Source organism: Wolbachia endosymbiont (group A) of Bombylius major, assembly GCF_947251895.1.
Lineage (GTDB): Bacteria > Pseudomonadota > Alphaproteobacteria > Rickettsiales > Anaplasmataceae > Wolbachia > Wolbachia pipientis.
Window position 1 is genome coordinate 296,954 of record NZ_OX366395.1, and the last position, 21,254, is coordinate 318,207.

At 35.2% G+C, this 21,254-nt stretch carries 18 protein-coding genes and 3 tRNA genes; 5 read left to right on the top strand and 16 right to left on the bottom strand.

Annotated features, from left to right (window positions below; genetic code table 11):
* Nucleotides 1-11: 11 nt before the first annotated feature.
* Nucleotides 12-1,796, bottom strand: coding sequence for a hypothetical protein (locus OPR49_RS01360; protein ID WP_265027229.1), 1,785 nt, complete (start codon nucleotides 1,794-1,796; stop codon nucleotides 12-14).
* Between the two features lie 144 nt (nucleotides 1,797-1,940).
* Here OPR49_RS01360 and priA point away from each other — a divergent pair, with 144 nt between their 5' ends.
* The gene (gene priA, locus OPR49_RS01365) at nucleotides 1,941-4,283 is read left to right on the top strand and encodes a replication restart helicase PriA (RefSeq protein WP_265027230.1); all 2,343 of its coding nucleotides are present in this window, start codon (nucleotides 1,941-1,943) and stop codon (nucleotides 4,281-4,283) included.
* An 18-nt stretch (nucleotides 4,284-4,301) separates the two neighbouring features.
* Here the strand turns inward: priA and petA are convergent, their stop codons facing one another.
* From petA to OPR49_RS01380, 3 genes are all read right to left on the bottom strand, one after another.
* Complete coding sequence (gene petA, locus OPR49_RS01370) at nucleotides 4,302-4,901, bottom strand: ubiquinol-cytochrome c reductase iron-sulfur subunit (protein ID WP_264338911.1); 600 nt, start codon at nucleotides 4,899-4,901, stop codon at nucleotides 4,302-4,304.
* Nucleotides 4,902-4,993: 92 nt separating this feature from the next.
* Nucleotides 4,994-7,696, bottom strand: a complete 2,703-nt coding sequence (gene gyrA / locus OPR49_RS01375; RefSeq protein ID WP_265027231.1) for a DNA topoisomerase (ATP-hydrolyzing) subunit A — start codon at nucleotides 7,694-7,696, stop codon at nucleotides 4,994-4,996.
* A gap of 52 nt (nucleotides 7,697-7,748) precedes the next feature.
* Nucleotides 7,749-7,821, bottom strand: a tRNA-Val gene (locus OPR49_RS01380).
* 563 nt (nucleotides 7,822-8,384) lie between these two features.
* Here OPR49_RS01380 and OPR49_RS01385 point away from each other — a divergent pair.
* Nucleotides 8,385-9,473 (top strand): IS481 family transposase, encoded by a 1,089-nt coding sequence (locus tag OPR49_RS01385; protein WP_265027486.1) that lies wholly within the window; start codon nucleotides 8,385-8,387, stop codon nucleotides 9,471-9,473.
* A gap of 36 nt (nucleotides 9,474-9,509) precedes the next feature.
* Here OPR49_RS01385 and OPR49_RS01390 read toward each other — a convergent pair whose 3' ends face one another.
* The 3 genes from OPR49_RS01390 to OPR49_RS01400 all read right to left on the bottom strand — a co-directional run bounded on the left by OPR49_RS01390 (nucleotide 9,510) and on the right by OPR49_RS01400 (nucleotide 11,451).
* On the bottom strand, nucleotides 9,510-10,385 hold the full coding sequence (locus OPR49_RS01390; RefSeq protein ID WP_265027232.1) for a tetratricopeptide repeat protein: 876 nt from the start codon (nucleotides 10,383-10,385) through the stop codon (nucleotides 9,510-9,512).
* A 152-nt stretch (nucleotides 10,386-10,537) separates the two neighbouring features.
* On the bottom strand, nucleotides 10,538-10,927 hold the full coding sequence (locus tag OPR49_RS01395) for a DUF1284 domain-containing protein (RefSeq protein WP_320157605.1): 390 nt from the start codon (nucleotides 10,925-10,927) through the stop codon (nucleotides 10,538-10,540).
* The gene (locus OPR49_RS01400; protein WP_265027234.1) at nucleotides 10,924-11,451 is read right to left on the bottom strand and encodes a biotin transporter BioY; all 528 of its coding nucleotides are present in this window, start codon (nucleotides 11,449-11,451) and stop codon (nucleotides 10,924-10,926) included. Before OPR49_RS01400 ends, OPR49_RS01395 begins: the two co-directional genes overlap by 4 nt.
* An 85-nt stretch (nucleotides 11,452-11,536) precedes the next feature.
* Here OPR49_RS01400 and OPR49_RS01405 point away from each other — a divergent pair, with 85 nt between their 5' ends.
* Nucleotides 11,537-12,124 carry a nitroreductase family protein gene (locus OPR49_RS01405; RefSeq protein ID WP_265027235.1) on the top strand — a complete coding sequence of 196 codons (588 nt, stop codon included), beginning with the start codon at nucleotides 11,537-11,539 and terminating at the stop codon, nucleotides 12,122-12,124.
* Nucleotides 12,105-12,893: a diaminopimelate epimerase gene (gene dapF, locus OPR49_RS01410; RefSeq protein WP_265027236.1), complete on the top strand. Its 789-nt coding sequence runs from the start codon at nucleotides 12,105-12,107 to the stop codon at nucleotides 12,891-12,893. The genes OPR49_RS01405 and dapF overlap by 20 nt, the downstream gene beginning before the upstream one ends.
* Before the next feature lie 8 nt (nucleotides 12,894-12,901).
* On the opposite strand, the gene sucD is transcribed toward dapF, so the two are convergent.
* The 9 genes from sucD to hemF form a co-directional block, all read right to left on the bottom strand.
* Entirely contained in the window at nucleotides 12,902-13,777 is an 876-nt protein-coding gene (sucD, locus tag OPR49_RS01415; protein WP_264339708.1) for a succinate--CoA ligase subunit alpha, read from the bottom strand.
* A 3-nt stretch (nucleotides 13,778-13,780) separates the two neighbouring features.
* Nucleotides 13,781-14,932 carry an ADP-forming succinate--CoA ligase subunit beta gene (gene sucC, locus OPR49_RS01420; RefSeq protein ID WP_151807516.1) on the bottom strand — a complete coding sequence of 384 codons (1,152 nt, stop codon included), beginning with the start codon at nucleotides 14,930-14,932 and terminating at the stop codon, nucleotides 13,781-13,783.
* Nucleotides 14,933-14,969: 37 nt separating this feature from the next.
* Nucleotides 14,970-15,170 carry a 30S ribosomal protein S21 gene (rpsU, locus tag OPR49_RS01425; protein ID WP_006279819.1) on the bottom strand — a complete coding sequence of 67 codons (201 nt, stop codon included), beginning with the start codon at nucleotides 15,168-15,170 and terminating at the stop codon, nucleotides 14,970-14,972.
* A gap of 199 nt (nucleotides 15,171-15,369) precedes the next feature.
* Nucleotides 15,370-15,443, bottom strand: a tRNA-Pro gene (locus OPR49_RS01430).
* A gap of 209 nt (nucleotides 15,444-15,652) precedes the next feature.
* Nucleotides 15,653-16,339 carry a 16S rRNA (uracil(1498)-N(3))-methyltransferase gene (locus OPR49_RS01435; RefSeq protein WP_265027237.1) on the bottom strand — a complete coding sequence of 229 codons (687 nt, stop codon included), beginning with the start codon at nucleotides 16,337-16,339 and terminating at the stop codon, nucleotides 15,653-15,655.
* A gap of 28 nt (nucleotides 16,340-16,367) precedes the next feature.
* Nucleotides 16,368-16,439, bottom strand: a tRNA-Glu gene (locus OPR49_RS01440).
* 68 nt (nucleotides 16,440-16,507) lie between these two features.
* A complete protein-coding gene (locus OPR49_RS01445; RefSeq protein ID WP_245611069.1) occupies nucleotides 16,508-16,858 on the bottom strand; it encodes a hypothetical protein in 351 nt (116 codons plus the stop codon).
* A gap of 55 nt (nucleotides 16,859-16,913) precedes the next feature.
* Nucleotides 16,914-17,705 carry a hypothetical protein gene (locus OPR49_RS01450; RefSeq protein ID WP_265027238.1) on the bottom strand — a complete coding sequence of 264 codons (792 nt, stop codon included), beginning with the start codon at nucleotides 17,703-17,705 and terminating at the stop codon, nucleotides 16,914-16,916.
* 81 nt (nucleotides 17,706-17,786) lie between these two features.
* Nucleotides 17,787-18,611 (bottom strand): oxygen-dependent coproporphyrinogen oxidase, encoded by an 825-nt coding sequence (gene hemF / locus OPR49_RS01455; protein ID WP_064124995.1) that lies wholly within the window; start codon nucleotides 18,609-18,611, stop codon nucleotides 17,787-17,789.
* Between the two features lie 160 nt (nucleotides 18,612-18,771).
* On the opposite strand from hemF, the gene OPR49_RS01460 reads away from it, so the two are divergent.
* A complete protein-coding gene (locus tag OPR49_RS01460) occupies nucleotides 18,772-21,252 on the top strand; it encodes an ATP-binding protein (protein WP_265027239.1) in 2,481 nt (826 codons plus the stop codon).
* Nucleotides 21,253-21,254: the final 2 nt, after the last annotated feature.

Sequence of the window (21,254 nt, forward strand, 5' to 3'; positions counted from 1 at the left end):
TGCTTTTTACATCACATTAACTCATCACTTTTATAGAACATCTCATTAAAATCATTTAGAGTTCCAAAATCCTGACCCTTGATAAACAGGTGATCATTAGCAACATGTGCTTCATCAAGAGTAAACAGCTCGTAATGATGATTGTGAGCGGGCCTAACAATTTCATTATATAAAACCATTACTTGTTCGTAGTTATATCCATCGCCAGCATGATATTTACCACGTACGGTATCATAAAAATTCTTTACATCATCATATGTCACTTGCAGCTCCACCTTATACTTTCCCACTTCAAGAGGACTTCCTGTCTTTATTTTTAAGGGATGTTGTGAATTTGCAACACTGTTAGAAGTTTCTGCTTCAATATCAGAATTTTTATCCATATTTTCTATCACACTTGCCATAACAGTTTCTTGTTCATCTTCTGTTGGTTTTGTTTGTTTTTCAGTCTTATTACTGCTACTGTCAGTTTCCACAGTTACTTTTTTTACTTCTATATCTTTTTGAGCTTTCTCATTACTTTGCTTGTGTATTTCATCTCCATGCAATTTTTCCTGCAGAGCTTTTTTCGTATCAGCATAATCATCACGATTGCTTTGCAAAGCTGGTTTATAACTGCTGCTATCATCCGCTTGCATTTGATCTATATAGTTAGATTCTTCTTCCTGTATAGTATTTTTTGCGTTATCTTCACCAACCGTTCCTTTCTCCCCAGACTTGGCTTCACTCTCTACCACAACTTCTTCGTCTACTTGCTCATCATCAATTGTAAATTCAGTACCTATCTGATTGCTATCTTCCTCCAATTCATTAGATAATTTTTCAGATAGCTGGTCACCACTCAAATATGGTTCCTTTGAATATTTAGCATAATTATGGGGATCGGTTCTGTTTTCTGAATAAAACCCACTTTCAAAGTCTGAGTAGGAGCTTTGATTGAGCACAAAAAATAAGTTTTCATAATTAACCAGCATATCACTATCAGGGCTAACAAAATTTAAATATTCATCGCCTTCCCATTCTGGGTGGTGTCTATACTCTGCTATGTAGTATTTACTAGAGTCGAGAGGTATCTTGTCACCTTCTTCCCCATCAAGTTGTAAAACTACTGCTGAATGCCCATTACCTAAATCATTACCTTTTACCACTTTGAATATTTTAATCTCATCCTTTTCTACAAGTTCTTTTAACTCCTCGTTCTTTTCATTTAACTCTTCCTCCCTTTGTCTTTTTGCTTCTCTTTCTCTTGCCAATCTTTCTGCTTCTTCATCAGCTTTCTTCTGCAGTTGTGAGAATACATTTTGTAATATATCTTGTGTGGTTAAGCTATTTGTGTTGCTTAAAAAATTATCTAACACATTTGATGCAATTGGTGACAATTCACCGTGATCATCAAATACTTTTTCCTTTGCTTTATCATAGTGATTTGGGTTATAGATTGCATACAGAGGATAAAAACCATAATCTGCAATTGACGCTCCGTCAGGTGATAGTTCCATTGAGAATCCATAGTAATTAAGTGGAAGATTGGAGGTTAAATATTTACCGTTATCATCCCTAACGTGTAGCTCACTTCTACCATTGTGCTCACTATATTTGTTGTAGTAGATATAAAAATTCTCATGGTTAAGATTGAAGTGATCATCTAGATTATCGAATTGAATTGTACTGCCAAGCTTCTCCCGCAAAAGATTTTTGCTTTCATCTGTAAGCTTTATATGTGCAGAAAAGTAGTATCGATCTATAGGTTCGCCTTTTTCTATTTCAAAGTTCAAAGTAATCTTGTCGTTGACCATTGGTAGCCTCCACAAATTCTATAAATCATTTTATTTATCAATCATACGGTCTGTACTATGAAAAATGTGTTAAACGTTAAGATTTTCTCTGTACCGATTCGTCTATATTGCCAAGCTTAATAAAGTTACAAGCTCTTTAAAACAATGTTAAACTCAATCACTATGGCAAAAACAGTTGACGTATTACTACCACTTCCAATTGATCAGTTATTTTCATATGCAATTGAGGAAAATACTGAGATTTTACTTGGAGATTACGTAGTGGTGCCATTTGGCAAAAAACGCTTAATCGGAATAGTTTGGAAATACAGTGATAAAAGTAACCGAGAATTAAAATTTATTGAGCAAAAAATCGATTTACCAAATATTAGACCAAAATTGATCGCATTTGCAGAGTGGGTTGCGCAGTATAACTTGATACCTGTTGGTATGCTTGCCAAAGTGATAATGGGAGGAGTGTTAAAAGTAAATCACATAGATAAATTGGTTTGTGTTGAACAAAAGCAGGAAACAAGTGAAATAAGTTGCCAATTAAGCCCTGAACAGCAGATAGCTAGTGATAAAATAATAAGCAATTTGAACGAGTATTCAGTGACTTTGCTTGACGGTGAGACAGGATCTGGAAAAACGGAAGTTTATCTCTCTGTGATTGCACAATTGATTAAGAATTACACTGCCGTTCCAAATGCTGCTCAGACTTTACCATCCCAGTGCCCAGAGACACAACTGTACGAACATTGTGATTTGGGTCTACCAAGAGGGTATTATCCGAGTAGCCTGACACTGGGATCCAGTTTTTCATATAACCTCATTACAAATGTTTATTTTAACTTAAAACCAATACCTAATTTACAATCAAAATTCCTGGATTCCAGTGTCAAGAACTGGAATGACACCTTTATACTCAAGGCAAAACCCACTGTAACATTTAGCATACCGTCTTTGCCACGTACTAGTATGACACCAGAATATGTTGAAATGACATCAGGAGAAGGTAATACACAAATTTTAATCCTCCTACCTGAAATTGTTTTAACTTCACAATTGGTAAATCGTGTTCGCGGTCAGATATCAAAAAACTTAGTTGAATGGCACTCAGGGCTCACTCCAAAAACTCGCCGGAATAATTGGCTCAATATAGCAAATGGAAATGCGCAGATAATTATTGGTGCACGGTCAGCGCTTTTTTTGCCTTATAAAAACCTAAAATTGATTATCGTTGATGAAGAGCACGACTCATCTTTTAAACAAGAACAGGGAATTATATATAATGCTCGAGATATGGCGATAATCTTAGCCAAATTTGAAAATATTCCGATTATTTTATCATCAGCTACTCCACTGCTTGAAACGATTCATCATGTTAAAAACGGGAATTACAATCATGTAAAGCTAACTAAACGATTTGGTGGTGCAGAATTGCCACTCATTAAAGTAGTAGATATGAGGAACAACAAGCAATGGATCTCCTCTGAGCTTTTTGAAAGCATCAAACAAACCATAGAGAAAAAACAGCAGGTTATGCTTTTTCTAAACCGCAGAGGGTATGCACAACTGGCAATTTGTAAAAAGTGTGGATATAAAATTTCCTGCTTAAATTGTGCTGTTTGGCTTACATATCACAAGAAAAAAAATGCTCTTTTGTGCCACCACTGCTCTTATCAATTGAAACTTCCAGAAAAATGCTCTAATTGCCAAAGTGAACAGCCGTTGTCCCTCTACGGCATAGGAATTGAAAAGTTACTTGAAGAAATGGTGAAATTAATACCAAACGCAAAAACTGCGATTATAAGCAGCGATCAGAAGTCGGTTAGTAACGTAATTGATTTGGTACTGAAAGAAGAGGTGAACATTATAATCGGCACACAAATAATTGCTAAAGGGCACAATTTTCCCAAATTAACTTTGGTTGGAGTAATGAATGCAGATTTGAGTCTCGAAAATTCTGATTTAAGAGCAGCAGAAAAGACGTATCAATTATTGCACCAAGTTGCAGGCAGATCAGGAAGGTTTAATGAAAAAGGAATGGTAATAGTGCAAACCAATAACCCTGAAAGTTCAATAATAAAAGCATTGCTGCATCAAAAAAGGGACTCATTTTATGAAATCGAACTTAAGTCAAGACGTGAAGCCAAAATGCCACCATTTAGCAGATTAATAGCGCTTATAATCTGTGGTAAGAATCAGATTGCAACACAAAAAGCAGCGAATGAAATAGTAAAATCTCTTCTCTGTCATTCAAGTAGCTCAACTACTTGTATCCAGGAAAAAAATATAGGTGTAGACAAAAAGGAATTTGAAATTCTTGGCCCATCACCAGCAGCGATAAATTTTTTAAATAATAAGTATCGGTATAGGGTATTATTAAAAATACACAATAAGCATAGTCTATCCATACAAAAAAAGCTGAAATATTGGATTAAAAATTGTAACTTGAATTCGAGTATTGCAGTGATAATAGATGTTGATCCTGTGAGTTTTTTTTAACGAGTTTATTTATATTCGTTAAGCCTTCTTGCCAATTACCACAACATTCTCACTGGGAAAAAAATAATCAGGTACAGTCATATTTTTTGGTGCAGGCCCCCCAATTACTCGGCCTGATGTGTCATAATATGAACCGTGGCAAGGACAGAACCAACCATTACCATCTCTTGTAGCGTGGTCAACCGGTACACACCCAAGATGTGTACATATTCCGATCATGATTAACCATTCATCTTTTCCTTCACGTACTCTTTGCTCATCTGATTCAGGGTCCCTCAAGTTCTTTACATTCACAGCTCTTGCAGTCTCAATTTCTTGCTTTGTGCGTCTACGAATGAATACTGGTTTACCTTGCCACTTTACTTTTACTCCGTGTCCTTCCTGAATTCCAGACAAATTCACCTCCACTGTGGAAGTTGCTAGAACTTCAGCAGAAGGATTCATAGACTTAACCAGTGGCCAAAGTCCACTTGCAGCTCCTATACCAGCCATAGCGCACGTAGTTAATGTTATAAAATCTCTCCTACCCTTATTTTTAGTAAGATCTTTAACAGGAGGTGTTTTTTTATCCTCTTTGTCTACCAGTGGTTTTTTATTTTTAGTTAATTTTTTGTCCATTGATCTTTACTTAGCCATAAGTATATATTTTAATTTAAATACTGCGTATTAATCAACAAAAACTTGCGCTTTTTGTTTAACCTATACTACGGTTAAGAAGCGATAGAGTTTTCAACTTCAAAAATACTATCTTCAGTGGAATCAGGATCTTCAATTTTCGCTACTGACACCACTTTTTCTCTACTTTCTGTTTTAAACAGAGTGACTCCTTGAGTGCTGCGTCCTGCAATTCTAATCTCATTGACCGAAATGCGAATTAACTTTCCTTTATCTGTAATAAGCATTATATTATCACCCTGCTCAACTGGAAAACTAGCAACAACATTACCGTTTCTGCTAGTAGTAAGAATATTGGTGATACCAACACCACCCCTGTTAGTTACTCTATACTCATACGCAGAAGTTCTTTTACCAAAGCCATTTTCAGTAATAGTTAATATAAACTCCTCATTCACTGCAAGTTTTAAGAATAATTCGTTATCTATTCCTAAATCATTCAAAGTCTTTTCCAATTTAGAATCAATGGAGTTATTAATTGCAGTCCCCAGTCTTTTTGCAAGTGGAACTTTTAAGTAAAGTTCTTTTGTTTCTGTTGCTACACCTATCCCATTTAATATGGTCATGGATATCACGCTGTCATTCTTTACAAGTTTGATACCTCTTACGCCATCTGAATTGCGACTCTTAAATTGACGCACATCACTTACAACAAATCTGATACTTTTTCCAAGCGTTGTTGAAAGTAAAACATGGTCAATTTCATTACATACCTTAACCGATACTAATTTGTCTCCTTCATCGAGCTTTATTGCTATTTTTCCATTGCTTGGAATATAGTGAAAGTCCGCTAAGGAGTTACGCCTTATGTTTCCATAGGCAGTAGCAAAAACTATGTTTTGATTTTCATCATTTTCACTTGGTAACGGCATGATATTAGTTATAGTTTCACCATCGCTAAGCGGAAATATGTTAACAAGCGCTCTTCCACGTGCAGTTGGTTCTGCAAGAGGCAACTTATAAACCTTTAATCTATAGACTCGGCCAATATTAGAAAAGAATAAGAGGCTAGTGTGGGTATTCCCAACAAACAATTTTGTGGTTACATCCTCTTCTTTTAATCCTTGTCCTAGCTTTCCTTTTCCACCACGACGCTGAGTTCTATAATGAGAAAGCTTCACACGCTTGATATAACCATTCATAGTTACGGTTATCACCATATCCTCTTGTGGAATTAGATCTTCAGCTTCAATGTCCGTATCTGATTCCTCTATTGCAGTCTTTCGTGGTACGGCAAATCTGTTCTTTATTTCTTGTAAATTGTTTTTTATTTCTTTCATCAACTTCTCTTCTGAGCCAAGAAAAGTGATATATTCTTTTATCAGGTTGATCATTGAACTTAGCTCAGCTTCTAATTTGTCTTTTTCAAGGCCTGTTAAACGCTGCAGTTTCATATCAAGGATAGCCTTAATTTGTAGCTCAGTTAATCTATACACTCCATCTTTCAAAAAGCTTGCGCTATCTGAAATCAACTCAATAATAGTGTTGATTTCATTCGAAGTTTTCCATTCTTTATTTAAAAGTTCTCTACTTGCTTCCGCAGGATCTTTTGCACCGCGGATGATTTTTATCACTTCATCTATGCTGAGGACCGCAATGTAGAGCCCTATATATATATGAGCTTTTTCTCTCGTTTTTCTTAGACGAAATTCTGTTCTCCTGATTAACACTTCTTTTCTAAAATCAATAAAGGCCTCTATGATTTCTTTCAATGACATCAAAGCAGGCCTGTTGTTATTGAGCACTAAAGTGTTAACACTAAAACTACTTCTTAGTGGAGTTAGCCCCAATATTTGATTAAGTATAAAACTTGCTTCAGCATTTCTTTTGAGGTCAATTACTACTCTAATACCAGACTTATCGGACTCATCCCTAATTTCTGTTATACCATCAATTCTTTTTTCTTTTACAAGCTCACCTATCTTCTCAATTAATTTTACTTTATTTACCTGGTAAGGTATTTCATCAATCACTATTGCTTGCCTATCTTGTGGCAGATCTTCTATATGAGTCTTGCCTTGCACAACAATTGATCCACGACCAGTTGCAAATGCTGATCTTATTCCAGACCTTCCAAGAATTGTTCCCCCAGTTGGAAAATCCGGCCCTGGCATCACTTCAAGTAACTCATCCAAAGTAACTTCAGGATTATTTACATATAATATACAAGCATCTATTATTTCTCCAAGATTATGAGAAGGAATATTGGTTGCCATACCAACTGCAACACCACTTGCACCGTTTACCAATAGATTCGGAAACTCTGCAGGCAGCACAACTGGTTCTGTTTCATTTCCATCGTAGTTTGGCCTAAAATTAACTGTATCTTCATCAATATCATTCAGTAAAAAGTGCGACACTTTTTGAAGTCTTGCTTCTGTGTATCGCATTGAAGCTGGTGGATCTCCATCTATCGAACCAAAGTTACCTTGCCCATCAATAAGTGGTAAAAGAAGAGAAAAATCTTGAGCCATCCTGACCAAGGAATCGTAAATAGCTGCATCACCATGTGGGTGATATTTCCCCATTACGTCCCCAACTATACGAGCCGCTTTTTTATATGGCTTACCGGCATCGAATCCAGCTCTTGACATTGCATATAATATGCGCCTATGAACAGGTTTAAATCCATCCCGCACGTCAGGTATAGCCCGGCTTATGATAACGCTCATTGCGTAGGAAAGATAAGAATCTTCCAGCTCTTTTACTATTGAGATTGGTACTATATTATCCTGCATTTTCTATACTTTAATTGAAGTAATTAATAATACTAACATTCAGTTAAGCAAATGGGCAATGACAGACTTGAACTGCCGACCTCCTCGGTGTAAACGAGATGCTCTACCAGCTGAGCTAATTGCCCCTTTAGATCTAATTCTATAGCTCAATATTATTATTGTAAACAAAAATAGCAATAAATTGTATCCGTTCAGCAGAGTGGCAAAATAGGTAGACAAGGTGATCTAAAAAGATAATCATAGAGTAAATGTGAGGTAAGTCCTTACAATAAATGGTGTCATCCAAGTAGCCGACACTGGGATCCAGAAAAAAGAATGGTGTCATTCCAGTGCTTGACACTGGAATCCAGCTTTTTCATAATCATTAAAACGTTGTATTTTTACATAAAACAGCTATTTTTATGCTCGCCAACTTAATAAAATTCCTGGATCCCAGTGTCAAGCACTGGGATGACACCCTCCTGATGGGCCAAAATCACAATGTTCGTACAGTTATGCATTTGTTGTGCAAATTACCTTTGCAAACAAATGTTCGTACAGCTGTGTGTCAAACACTTTGCTTCAATATTTGCACATTAGCCACTCCCTTGAACAGATACGATAAATTAGCTTTAGGTGTATTAAACAGGACTTGATATGACACTTTAAAAAAGTAAGTTAAGAATAATAAAAATAAGGAGTGTTAGAAATGAGTACAATACAAACAAAAATACTAAAACCAAAACTAGGATTACTAGAGCTAGCAAAACAATTAGGAAATGTGTCTCAAGCGTGCAAAGTGATGGGATACTCAAGAGATACATTTTATCGATTCAAGGAGTTATATGAAAATGGGGGAGAAGAAGCATTACATGAAATAAGTAAGAAAAAACCGCTATTAGCAAACAGAGTTTCGGAAGATATAGAAAGAGCAATAATTGGCATAGCTACAGAATTTCCTGCATATGGACAAGAAAGAGCTGCAAATGAGCTGAGAAAAAGAGGTATAATAATTTCCCAAGGAGGAGTAAGATCTGTATGGCTAAGAAATGACCTTGAAACTTTGAAAAAGAGACTTAAAGCACTGGAGGCAAAAGTAGCTCAAGACGGAATCATTTTAACTGAAGAACAACTTGCAGCTTTAGAAAAAGTGAAAGAACAAAGGGAAGCTCATGGTGAAATTGAGACGCAACATCCAGGTTATTTGGGTTCTCAAGATACCTATTATGTGGGCAATATCAAAGGCATAGGGCGCATTTATCAGCAAACTTTTGTTGATACTTATTCCAGAGTTGCAATGGTTAAACTTTACACGGACAGAACAGCTATTACAGCTGCAGATCTTCTTAACGATAGAGTTATCCCATTTTTTGATGAGCAGAGAATTCCATTATTACGCATTCTAACTGATAGGGGTACGGAGTATTGTGGCAAGCCCGAAAATCACGCTTATCAGCTATATTTAGGAATCGAAAATATCGATCATTCTAGAACCAAAGCCAACTCTCCACAAACTAATGGCATATGTGAAAGATTCCATAGAACTATGCAAGATGAGTGTTACAATATTATCTTTAGAAAGAAAATCTACTATTCTTTGGAGGATCTACAGATCGATGTTGATCATTGGTTGCGTTCTTACAATGAGACAAGGCCTCACTCAGGCAAATACTGCTATGGCAAAACACCTATGCAAACGTTTTTTGACAGTAAACATATTGCTTTTCAGAAAAATATTAGTAGCATTAAACAACAGCCTGATATTAGTTTTGACTACGTCAATTCTTCTGTCAGTTAATTCTTGTCTTTTACACTTTAGGTAAGCTATAAGCTTTTATGAAATCTTTGGGTGCGTGCTGTGAAGTTTTATAAATTTTAGTCTTGCTGTCACTTTGTATAAAGGTATTTTTTCACTCACATCTTTCGAAGTTGTAGCCATGTTTAACAACTTTAAGTAGAATATTGTAGCATTTTGAAAATCTGAAAGTTTATCTAGAATAACAGCTAAATTATAAGTATAAAAAATATTGTTTTCATCGAGGGAAATAGCAGTTATCATATACTCTTTACCTTTTACATAATCCTCCTTTTTCATATAGATCAGACCTAAATTTGCTAATAAAGGAGCATAATTTTTATGTATATCATACAATTTTAACATTTCACTCAACGCCAGATCAGGATCATATTGTGAGATTATCGTCAGAAAATTTTTTAATATGTAAGGGTTACTAGGGTGTTCTTTTAACAGTCTTGTGTAAATCTCTACAGCTTTTTTGTATTCTTTATTAGCGTAATAAATATTTCCCAATCCAATTAAAGCATTTTTATGATAAGGAAACTTTGCGGTAATCTGATTAAGGAGAGAAATAGCTGTTTCATTATCTCCTGACTCAAAGGAATCTTTTGCTTTTTTTAAAGTAGAGTATATGTCAAAACTCTTGCCAGAATTCTGCGAAATTTTGATATTAAATTTGTCACTTTTTCTCTCAATAACATCAAGATCTTTATATTTTTTATCAGCTTTTATATGCTTGACAACACTATCGAAGGCCTTTTGTATCTCCAAATTTTCACTAGCATAGGTAACAGAAGACCTCCATAAAATCACAACGCAAATTAACATGCAGATAAACATAGGTCCTAGTGTTGTGGCATTGGCTGCAGCGTGTAACCAGTAAACCTTATTTCTTTGAGCTATGCGTAACACATTACAAATTCATAAATGCTAAATTACCTATCTCATACAACAATAAAGATATTATTAATTAGCGATGCTGCGTAGAATGCACTTATCTTTTTTCTTCCATATTTCGCTTTATTTCCACAAAAATGCTTCAATTTATCTTAACATTTTGTCAACTACCTTTGTAGATTTAAAAGGGCATTTTTACATATTCCGTATGGCTGCCAGTTGCACCCCTCACATGCGTACTCGAATTTCTCTAAAGACATTTTCTCTCTAATCTTTTCTACCGCTTCACTCCAGGTCAAAGTCTCGCCAATTTTAATTCCTAAAATTTCCATATGCCTTCTATCTAGCTCTAAAACTTTAGCTTGTTCGGTGCATTTACCTTGTTTAGTCTGGTTTGGGCAAGCACTACAAATACTATCAAGGTTACCAACTACTTCGATTTGAGTACTAATTACTTTGCTTGCTATCTTTTTATAATTTTCTACAAAACCCTGAGAATACCCATATCCCCGAAACGCGAGGGTGCACATGAAATGATGAGGGCGGAACTTTATCATTTTTTCAAATATTGCAAAGCTGCTACAAGTAGAAAAATTTTTACCAAACCAGGAAGGATAAATGGTAAAACACCCACCATTATTGCTTGTTCCAGACCCAAGTAAACAGCAAGCCAACTAACACCACAAATAAAGATCACAACTGTACCAGCCAGACAACTTAAAGAATTACACACAAATGATTTATATTTAGAGTTCAGTAATTCATTTACTTTGCTCATTACCATAACAGCAGCTAAACAGCCAATTAAATATCCACCTGTTGGTCCGAGAAAAATGTGATAACCACCAAAATAATTTGCAAAAACAGGAAATCCTGCCGCACCAAGTGATAGATATGTAAGCACAGAATAAAATGCTGTTCTGCGGTTAAATTTAAGCCCAATAAGCATTACTCCTAAAGTTTGCAATGTGATAGGCACAGGCTGCAATGGTATGCTTATTTGAGCCATCAAGAATAAAAGTAAAACGCAAGACAATATTTCAGCCAGTGTTGATTTACTGCTAGATTGTGTTATAAACATACCTTCCCAATAAAAATAACTTATTGAATGTAATATATGTGTATAAGAGGTTTTGCAATTTAAATTTTGCTTATATTGTGCTACAATGAATTATTTATGCACTATTAAATTAAAAATGATGAGTAAACAAGATCTATTATCGTTGATGAAAGCAAGACACAGCGAACGTTCATACGATCCTACAAGAGCAATATCTCAGGAAGACATGGATATTTTAATGGAAGCTGTAAGGCTGACTCCCTCATGTTTTGGTGATGAACCCTGGAGATATGTAATATGCAACAAACAGAACAATCAAAGCGCATGGGAAAAGCTGCTAAATTGCCTTGATGAATCTAATCAAAAATGGGCAAAAGATGCACAAATACTAATTATATCTCTAAGCGCTAAGAATTTCCGTAAATCTGACAAAGGTGAAAATTTTTGGGCTAATCACGATACTGGTGCAGCAAATTATGCACTTATGCTACAGGCTGCAGCTATGAACTTAATGGCCCATCAAATGGGTGGATTTGATAGAGATAAAATAGTGAAAGAGTTCAATATACCCAATGACTTTAACGTAATGTCAGTGATAGCGGTTGGTTACGAAGAAGAGGGTGCTGAAACAAGTAAGAAAAAAAGAAGACCAATAGAAGAAATATTTTTCTACGATGAGTGGCCAAGGTCCTAAAAATTTTATCAAAATGCACGGCACTGGTAACAACTTCGTTATCATAGACTCACGTTCAACAAACAATTTAGACTGGAACTATAGACAAATTGCTGATCAAAGCAGTTGTGATCAAGTGATAATTATAACAATGTCTAATGCTGCAGACTGCTTTATGTATATTTATAATGCTGATGGCAGTCGAGCTGAAATGTGCGGAAACGCAGCACGCTGTGTTGGATATTTGATAATGTCAGAAAAAGGTACTGAGTATATCACTATTGAGCTGGTAAACAAACGCATTTTAGAGTGTTCTAAAGTGGGTGATAAATCCATAAAGGTTAACATGGGTAAACCTTTGCTAAAATGGCATGAAATTCCCTTGTCTACTGAGTGTGACACTCTTCACTTATCTATAGAGCTTGAAATGCTAAAAGAGCCCGTTGCAGTAAATATTGGTAATCCTCACATAGTTTTTTTTGTTGATAACGTAAATGAAATACCATTGCAAAGTTTAGGACCAAAGCTGGAAAATCACGTATTATTTCCTCAGAAAATTAATATTAGTATTGCACAAGTTGAAAAGTCTGGAGAAATAGCTTTAAGAGTTTGGGAAAGAGGTACAGGCATTACTGCATCATGCGGTAGTGCAGCCTGTGCAGCACTTGTTGCATCCACACTACGTAGATATCTGACTGCCCAACAGACTTCAGTAGATTTACCAGGAGGGAAGTTATTAATCGAATGGGCAAATAACGTATTCATGACCGGTGATATAGGGTTTTTGTGACCCTAATTCTAGTGATGCATTACTTCCAATACCTTCTTACCAATCACTGCAGGGGTTTCAGCAATTGCAATTCCAGCGCTCCGCATAACTTCTAGTTTTGCACCAGCACTTCCACCACTGGAAGAGATGATTGCTCCAGCGTGTCCCATACGTCTTCCTGGAGGTGCCGTTTGGCCTGCTACAAAACCAACGATTGGCTTTTTAGTTTTTTCTGTTTTCACAAAATGTGATACATCTTCTTCTTCGTTTCCACCTATTTCACCAATAACTACAATACCATGAGTATCGTTATCTTTTAAAAAGAGCTCCATACAGTCGACAAATGTCATACCATGAACTGGATCTCCCCCAATTCCGATACATGTGGATTGACCAAGACCAACAGCAGTTGTTTGTGCTACTGCTTCGTAAGTTAAAGTTCCAGAGCGAGACATAATTCCTATGTGTCCACGCTTATGGATATGGCCAGGCATAATTCCTATTTTGCATTCTTCAGGTGTAATAATTCCTGGGCAGTTAGGACCAATCAATCGACTTTTTGAGCCGATAAGCGCACGCTTAACTTTTACCATATCAAGTATAGGAATGCCCTCTGTAATACAAATTATCAATTCTATTTTTGCATCTATTGCTTCAAGTATTGCAGCAGCAGCAAATTTAGCAGGTACATATATAACTGTAGCATTTGCACCGGTTTTTTCTTTGGCTTCTGCTACAGTATTAAAAACCGGTAAATTAAGATGAGTGCTACCACCCTTTCCAGGAGTTACACCGCCAACCATTTTCGTCCCGTAGTCAATTGCTTGCTCTGAATGAAACGTACCTTGTGCACCAGTAAAACCCTGGCATATTAATCTTGTATCTTTGTTTACTAAAACGGACATGCTTTATTTTACCTCTTTTACTATCTTTTGCGCAGCATCACCCAGTTCATCTGCAGCAATAATATTTAATCCTGACTCTTCTAAGATTTTTTTTCCTTCTTCAAAATTAGTACCTGATAACCTAACCACTAAAGGAACTTTAATGCTCATTTCTTTTGCAGCCGCAACAATTCCACTTGCGATAATATCGCAACGCATTATACCACCAAATATGTTAACCAGAATTCCCTTTACGTTGCTATCAGACAATATGATTTTAAATGCTTCAGTTACAGTTTCTTTACTCGCTCCACCACCAACATCCAAAAAGTTAGCAGGCTCTGCTCCGTAGTATTTTATTATATCCATTGTTGCCATAGCAAGACCTGCACCGTTTACCATGCAACCAATACTGCCATCCATTTTGATGTAACTGAGCCCATACTTTGAAGCCTCTATCTCTTCTTTCACTTCTTCATCATAATCACGAAGTTCCATAATTTCTGGGTGACGATATAAAGCATTATCATCGAAATTAATTTTCGCATCGAGCGCAATAAAATCTCCAGAATTTGTTTCAACCAGTGGATTAATTTCAATTTGGCTCGCGTCAGTTGCAATAAACGCATCATATATTTTTTTTGCAATGTTCGATATCTTTTCTATTTGTTCTGGACTCAAATGAAAACTGCTGCTTAACTTGCTGCTATCAAAACTTGTAGCAGAATCAATATCAAATTTCACAATTTTTGCAGGAGAATTTTTTGCCACTTCTTCGATGTCCATTCCACCTTCTGAGGAAAATATGAATATTGGCCTACTGAGCTTCGGGTCGATTACCAGGCTTAAATAATACTCTTTCTTAATGCTTGAGCCTTCTTCAACGTACACTTTTCTTACTTGCTGCCCACTTGGCCCTGTTTGATGAGTAACTAAAGTCATACCAATCATGTCCTTTACAAACTGTTGAGCTTCTTCAACTGACTTTGCTAGCTTTACGCCACCGGCTTTACCCCTACCACCTGCATGAATTTGAGCTTTAACTACAAACACGTCAGATTTTAATTGACTTACTTGAGTCTTTACTTCTTCCGCAGATGTAGCAACAAAACCTTTTGGCACTGGGACATTAAATTTATGCAACACTTCTTTCGCTTGATATTCGTGAATATTCATAAAATAACCAATGATAAACTATTAACTTGAGTACAAACTACCAACCATAACGCTGCCTTCTGCACTCTTGTTGGTACCTCTTTTTTTTAGCTTCAGCTTTCTTTTTAGCTCTTTTTTCTGATTTTTTTTCATGATATTGTTTTTTCATTTTCAACCCTCTTCCTTCCTTTTGAATTGTTTTTTTCAATACTGGAAGAGCTCTGTCTACATCACCATAATGGACTGATACTTCTATCAAACTCTATACCTCCTTCGGTAATCATTTCAAAATCTATTTATAAATTAGAAAATTAACATTGTCAATTATTTTATAAACTTGAGCGTTAAAATGTAATATGCCATAATTTACATGGTGAATAATGTCATTCCAGTGTCAGCTACTTGCTTACTGATGGAGATTGCTCTTATGTTACAGCGTTCTTACAATTATACTAACATCGGGGCGGAGAGATTTGAACTCCCGACCCTTTGGTCCCAAACCAAATGCGCTACCAGGCTGCGCTACGCCCCGACTTCTTTACTCAGGCTATCAATAATTCAGGCAAAATGCAAGGTTCATTTGTTTATTTTAGAAAAAATATAATATAAGATTTAATATTATCTTAGAATACGTTTTTTATTAGCTCCTCTTTAACAACAGACTGCTTCGTAGAGAGTCTACAGAGTTTTTGTGCGCGCAACACTGAACCAGATTTCTTTATCTTAGCCATATTTAAAAATCTAGCTACACCAATTGGTGAAAGTTAGTGCAGCAACCACAGCGGTATCGACCCTTAAAATTCTTTTTCCTAGACTCAATTTTTGACAAAACTTATCGGCAAGATCAAGTTCATAAGATGAAAAACCACCTTCAGGGCCAACAATAATAGCAACATTTTTTTTGCCTTTCAGCACTTTGTCAGCTTTACCTGTTTCATCACACAAAACAAAATTTTTACTCTGGGAATCAGGTAACTCACAAAAGTTAATAGGAGGCAAAATCTCTGGTATACTTATCCTACCTGATTGTTCCGCTGCTTCGATTGCTTGTAATTTTGCTCTACTTAGGTTAATATTTTTTACCACTGTACGTTCCGTTGAAATAAATTGAATGCAGATTACTCCCATTTCAGTTGCCTGTCTTACCATGTTGTTCAAAGCAGCACTTTTTACCATGGCACAATACAGGTATAAATTTTCCTCATATTGCTGTTGTTTAGTGCATTCTTTGGGTGTAACTTCTGTCAATTTACGCGATATATTAACTACTTCTCCTAACCATTCTCCATCTTTTCCATTAAAAAGAGAGAGATTATCATACTTCTTAAGCCGCATTACATTGCAAATATAGTGACTTTGTTGTGGATTAAGTGCTAAACTCACGCCTTGTGATAAAGCTTCTTCAACATAGAGCCTAATTTTTCCCATTCAAAACTTTAATTATATTCTACTTGAGTGACTCTTACGGGATTTGAACCCGTGTTACCACCGTGAAAGGGTGGTGTCCTAACCACTAGACGAAAGAGTCAACTTGAATCTAACTAGGTTATATCGATTACATATATAAAGTCAATTCAATTATTTTGAATCACATAGTTAGAGGGATATATCAGTAATCTTATATCGACAGCCTCCTATTACTCCATGCTCAATACTCACTGAACCTATCTCAGATTTAGGAGCTAATTCTAATTGTTGTTCAACTTTTGTATCGGAATCGTAGCCAGAATCTCTACGCTCATATTTCTGCCTTATTTCTTCTACACTAAAGCCAGCCTTGGTCTTAATTTTTTGATCATTAGTCTGTTGCTGACTTATCGACTTATTAGCACTTAGCTCATTTAGCTTCACTTGCCAATCATTCACTTTATCTTGCACTAACCCATGGCAAGTTCCAGAATTAGCTTTTATGTCTTTTGCTTTTCTTTCTGCTCTTTTCTTGGACAAATCTACCCTAGCATAAATAGGTTCTGACGACTGTTCTGGCTCTTTCTGTTTTAGGCTAGTAGGCTTTTTGTTCTGAAAGATCATCTATAGTGCAATAAATAGGTTCTTCTGATATACTCAAATAACCACTATCTTCCAATGATAAATTTTCAGTGGATTTTTTATGTGAATCATATATTTCAGCATAAATAGATTCTTCTGATACACTCAAATAACCATTCTTCCCTAATGAGTTACTAACCTTAGCATCATACACCTCAGCGTAAATTGGCTCTTTTGAAGGCAAAGCATCATAATTAGTGCTCTTTGGCTTATACTCAAAAGTTCTAGAAGGTTTTTGAGGTGGTATTACATTGTTGTTCACCTCAGCGTACATAGTTATTGGCTCATATTCAGAGGTTCTAGGAGGTTTTTGTTGTATAGCTTCAACATTCAAATCATCTGTAGAATAATACTCTGCGCCTTTTCCTAGTAAAAAGGAAACTGTGGGGTGAAGAATTATCTCTGCTGGTAAGTTTTTCTCACTATCCAATTTTAGATTTTTTGATTCTGCTAAACTCTCAATAACACGAATTATAACATTCTTTCCATTCTCATCTATTGAGTGGATATCAGCTCCACGATTAATCAGCAATTCCATTATTTTGTGATCTGTAGCATGTCCTAAAGCCTGATTTAAAGCTTGATTATTATTTATATCAAATGATCCTGTATTCTTGAGAGACATAGTCTTTGAAAAGAATTTTCTAAAACTATTTAATGCATCATAGAGAATTAGAGTCAGTTTAACACCTTTTATGTCATTGTTTTTGACAGATTTAATTAAAAAATTATCTGTTATGCCCATGATTATACCCCCTATATAAAAGCTCACTACCATGGTACAATTTTAAACTATGATGATTTATTTTCTACTAATAGCAGCTCTCTATAACCACTTAACAAGTGGTGGCATTGACATCATAATTGCATCTGGATTGCCGTCAGTCATTAAACCAAACCTTGTGCCACGATCGTATAACAGATTGAATTCTACATATCTGCCACGTTTTATTAATTGATTTTCTCGTTGTTCTTTTGTCCAAGATTTTTGTATATGTTTACGTATGATGTGCAAATAAATTTCCAAAAAGGCTTCACCTACTGCTTTTGTGAACTCAAAATCGTTTTCCCAGTTGCCAGAACTCAGATTATCATAGAAAATGCCACCAATACCACGCGGCTCTTTTCTGTGTTGTAAGAAAAAATAGTTGTCACATTGCTCTTTAAATTTTGGATAATATCCGGTGTCAAATCTATCACATGTCATTTTGATTGATTCATGGATATACTTGCAATCTTCTTCATTTTTATATATTGGCGTAAAATCCATTCCTCCACCAAACCATTGTTTTGAAGTATATATCAGCCTTGTGTTCATATGTGCTGCAGGGATAAGGGGCGATTGCATATGAGACACTAAAGATATACCGCTTGCCCAAAACTCTCCGTTACTTTCACTTGCACCAGGAATTTCATTAATGGCTGAATCTGCAAATTTTCCGTGTACTTTTGAAACGTTTACTCCAACTTTTTCAAAAACATTACCAAAAATAATTGTAGATTCACCACCTCCACCACCTGGGCGATCCCACTTTCTCTTTTCGATCTTTGGCTCTGCGGATGATTGTTTTTCAATTAATAAGAAAGATTCTATGATCTTATCTCTTAGTGCACAGAACCATTTAAATGCTTGTGTTTTTTGTTTTTCCATAATATCCTCTTGCTAGCTTATTAACATTGTTATATCTGATATTTAAGGAACTTAATTAGATTTGGATGATAATTATCTATCAAAGACGTTAATAAATCTATAATAATTAAATCAATATAATAGAACATTTTCGTATGTACAACAATGCCAAGTAACAATAATGAATAAGAGATACATAGATAACAAAAAAGAGAACAGGGTTGACTTCATACTAAGAAATTATGGAATGTCAATTGTTGTGATGGCAGTTATTATGCTCTTACCTCCAGTAGCAATATCGATACTCTACTTTTTTGATATATATAGTCAGCATATTAATATAGAGATTAATTTATTAGTTAGCATTCTAACAACTCTCTTTATGATATATAATGTAAAACGCTACAGATACCTACTTAACACTATAGAATTTCAAAATGCAATATTTGCAAATGCACTAAATCATAATACAGAATTTTGCCTTATTTTACATAAAAATGAAGGTATTATTTATGCTGATGCAAGGTTCTACGAAAGGTTTAAAGATCATATAGATGATGACATTACGTTAGGCAAGATTCTTGAAATAGGAGATGTTTCAGAAGCAGACAAAAAAGTACTCTATCATGCACTAAAAAATAACTCTTCTGTACAGGTATGCATTTCCTTAAACAAGAAGAATAGAGTATCTAACTTTCTTTTGCTCTTTGAGCCGATACCAGATAATCCCCAAATTGCTATAAATAGTAATAAGATTTTAAATTTATCATTAGTGCCAATAGCAAGGCCAGATGGGTATTTTGTATTAAAAGCAACACAGATAAACAAGGAGCAGATATATGAAGAGTTAATAGAAAAACACAGCATAGGAACTTACATTGCAAATGCCAAAGGGGTGATTTTATCTGTAAATAAAAGATTTTTAGACATATTTGAACTAAAAAAACTGGAAAAAGGTAGCTCAATCAGTGATTTTATATCTCAATCTAAATATAACAATACAACAACCGATAATGAAATTTTGTTTTTTACTATAAGTGGTATTCCATTCAAGGCTTATATGAGCACTGCTATATTTTGTGATAAATACAACCATAGCTATATATATGGCTTTATAACACCAACCGAATCAAATATTGTTGATTATCAATTACACCCTTGTTTTGCAAATTCATCAATTGCTATTGCACAATGTGACATAAACGGCAACTTTGTAAAGAAAAATACGGCACTAATAAAGCTTGCAGGGTCAGATAATAATTCAATCTTTACGTTGATATTGGATAGTTATCATGTGAAAATACGTGAATATTTTTCGAGTAATAGAATAAATAATGCGTCTTTTGATGTACAGCTCAACGGCGGTAATAACATAAAAATATATTTCAATAAGTTTCTTCATAATAAAATGATCTTCATACTTTGTTATTTTATTGACAATACTGAACACAAAAACCTAGAGATAAAGCTTGAGCATTATCAAAAGATGCAAGCTATAGGGCAGTTAGCAGGTGGTATTGCGCATGATTTCAACAATATATTGACTGGGATAATAGGATTTTGCGATTTGCTTTTACTCCAGCATTCAGCTGGTGATCCATCTTTTGGAGATATAATACAGATACAGCAAAATGCAAAGCGTGGATCAAATTTAGTAAGACAATTGCTTGCTTTTTCAAGAAGACAGACCTTGCAGCCAAAAATTATTGATGTAAATAGAACTATAGCTAATCTTTATGAAATGATAAAAAGATTAATAGGTGAAAATATAAAATTTAACATTTATTATGGTAGAGACTTGGGTGCTGTTAGGGCTGATCAAGGGCAATTAGAGCAAGTTATACTTAACTTAGCAGTCAATGCTAGTGCTGCTATGGAAAAGGGCGGGGAATTAACTATACGAACCTTTAATCAAAAGATTGACTCATTAAATTCTACATCTCAGGATATGTTTTCTCCAGACAAGGAAACGATCGAACATGGAAATTATGTTGTGATTGAAGTAATTGATACTGGATGTGGAATGACAAGTGATACAATTGGAAAGGTATTTGACCCATTTTTTTCTACCAAAGATATTACCTCTGGTACAGGTCTTGGCCTCTCTACTGTATATGGCATTATTAAACAAACTGAAGGATACATCTATGTTGCTAGCAAAGTAAATCATGGAACTAAATTTAGCATATTTTTGCCCATGGTTTACATATCAGATGAAAATCTGAGAGAGGAAGATAGTGAAGAAATAGAAAGACCGGTAGTAAGTGAAATTAAAGGTAATGGTATAATTTTATTGATTGAAGATGAAGATTCAGTAAGGGAATTCATTGCTAAAGCACTAAAAAGGAAAGGATTTGATGTAATAGAAGCAAGCATAGGCGGCGAGGCGCTAGAAATAATCAGTAAAAAAAGTCAACACATAGATCTTATAATCACTGATGTAATCATGCCAGAGGTGAGCGGCCCAGAAATAGTTAAAGAAGCATTGATCCATAGGCCAAATATCAACGTTATTTTTATTTCTGGGTATGCAGAAGATGCTTTTTTAAAGAGTGATGACATCAATATAGAAGATTTTCACTTTTTGCCAAAACCATTCACTCTGAATGAATTAGGAAACAAGGTTCAAAGTGTGTTATACAAAGCAAAAAAGACAGTCTAATT

Coding starts and splice junctions, on each gene's coding strand:
- OPR49_RS01360 (WP_265027229.1), bottom strand. CDS start 1,796: ATGGTCAACGACAAGATTACTTTGAACTTTGAAATAGAAAAAGGCGAA.
- priA (WP_265027230.1), top strand. CDS start 1,941: ATGTTAAACTCAATCACTATGGCAAAAACAGTTGACGTATTACTACCA.
- petA (WP_264338911.1), bottom strand. CDS start 4,901: ATGGACAAAAAATTAACTAAAAATAAAAAACCACTGGTAGACAAAGAG.
- gyrA (WP_265027231.1), bottom strand. CDS start 7,696: ATGCAGGATAATATAGTACCAATCTCAATAGTAAAAGAGCTGGAAGAT.
- OPR49_RS01385 (WP_265027486.1), top strand. CDS start 8,385: ATGAGTACAATACAAACAAAAATACTAAAACCAAAACTAGGATTACTA.
- OPR49_RS01395 (WP_320157605.1), bottom strand. CDS start 10,927: ATGATAAAGTTCCGCCCTCATCATTTCATGTGCACCCTCGCGTTTCGG.
- OPR49_RS01400 (WP_265027234.1), bottom strand. CDS start 11,451: ATGTTTATAACACAATCTAGCAGTAAATCAACACTGGCTGAAATATTG.
- OPR49_RS01405 (WP_265027235.1), top strand. CDS start 11,537: ATGAATTATTTATGCACTATTAAATTAAAAATGATGAGTAAACAAGAT.
- dapF (WP_265027236.1), top strand. CDS start 12,105: ATGAGTGGCCAAGGTCCTAAAAATTTTATCAAAATGCACGGCACTGGT.
- sucD (WP_264339708.1), bottom strand. CDS start 13,777: ATGTCCGTTTTAGTAAACAAAGATACAAGATTAATATGCCAGGGTTTT.
- sucC (WP_151807516.1), bottom strand. CDS start 14,932: ATGAATATTCACGAATATCAAGCGAAAGAAGTGTTGCATAAATTTAAT.
- OPR49_RS01435 (WP_265027237.1), bottom strand. CDS start 16,339: ATGGGAAAAATTAGGCTCTATGTTGAAGAAGCTTTATCACAAGGCGTG.
- OPR49_RS01450 (WP_265027238.1), bottom strand. CDS start 17,705: ATGGGCATAACAGATAATTTTTTAATTAAATCTGTCAAAAACAATGAC.
- hemF (WP_064124995.1), bottom strand. CDS start 18,611: ATGGAAAAACAAAAAACACAAGCATTTAAATGGTTCTGTGCACTAAGA.
- OPR49_RS01460 (WP_265027239.1), top strand. CDS start 18,772: ATGAATAAGAGATACATAGATAACAAAAAAGAGAACAGGGTTGACTTC.